Origin of the sequence: Zoogloea ramigera (assembly GCF_006539865.1) — a bacterium.
In the GTDB taxonomy this organism is placed as follows: Bacteria; Pseudomonadota; Gammaproteobacteria; order Burkholderiales; family Rhodocyclaceae; genus Zoogloea; species Zoogloea ramigera.
This window is the reverse complement of record NZ_BJNV01000198.1, coordinates 1-644: the sequence shown is the minus strand read 5'-3', so window position 1 is coordinate 644 and position 644 is coordinate 1. Positions and strand designations below refer to the sequence as shown.

General features: G+C 61.0%; 2 protein-coding genes. Both read right to left on the bottom strand.

Annotated elements, in window-relative coordinates:
• Window positions 1-175: DUF2933 domain-containing protein (locus tag ZRA01_RS20425; RefSeq protein WP_141355204.1), on the bottom strand; the 175-nt coding region annotated here is incomplete at its 3' end.
• A 28-nt stretch (window positions 176-203) separates the two neighbouring features.
• A partial coding sequence (locus tag ZRA01_RS20720) for a hypothetical protein (protein WP_170183045.1) occupies window positions 204-644 on the bottom strand: 441 nt, incomplete at its 5' end.

Here is a 644-nt window from a genome sequence, read left to right as displayed (position 1 = left end):
GGGGACAGGCCAGCAGAAAAAGGTAGGGCAAGACACCAAACAGATGCGCGCGGTGTTCCGTCAGCAGGTAGAACAGGGCGATCGCGGCAAACACCCACCACACCCACTTGCCACGCCGAAAATGGTGAGGATGACCATCCGCTCCAGCTTGGGATGGCTCACGAGAATCGATCATCACGGCCTCCTGCGTTGCAGAACACGAATCAGTGCGGCGTCGGTGGACGGCTACAGCACGCCCTGGTGCCGGCGTGGGCCGCGTTTTCAAGTTCGTTGTGCTCGAAGAATCGCCACAGGCTACGCTGCAGTGCATGCAGGCCACCGCTGAAGGTGATGCCTGCGCCTTGTGCTTCCGCCTCGATCTGGTGAAGCGAGACCTGCCGCAGATCGTAGTCCACCCGAAGTCGTCTGCCTTTGGCTGACACGGAGGTCACGCCCATCAAGGTCTGGATACGCCGACAGGCGTCGTCGAGCGCGTCAGGACTGCCCGTAGCGATGCGCAAGTTCCGCCGCTTCGGTATAGGCAGGATATTGGCCGTACGCTGGGCGCCGGTATAGAGCGCCGGAATCTCCAGGAAACGATCCCGGCACTGCGCCGAGCAAAAATGGAAAGTGAGTGTGTGATGGACCGTGGAGAAACGGGAGTC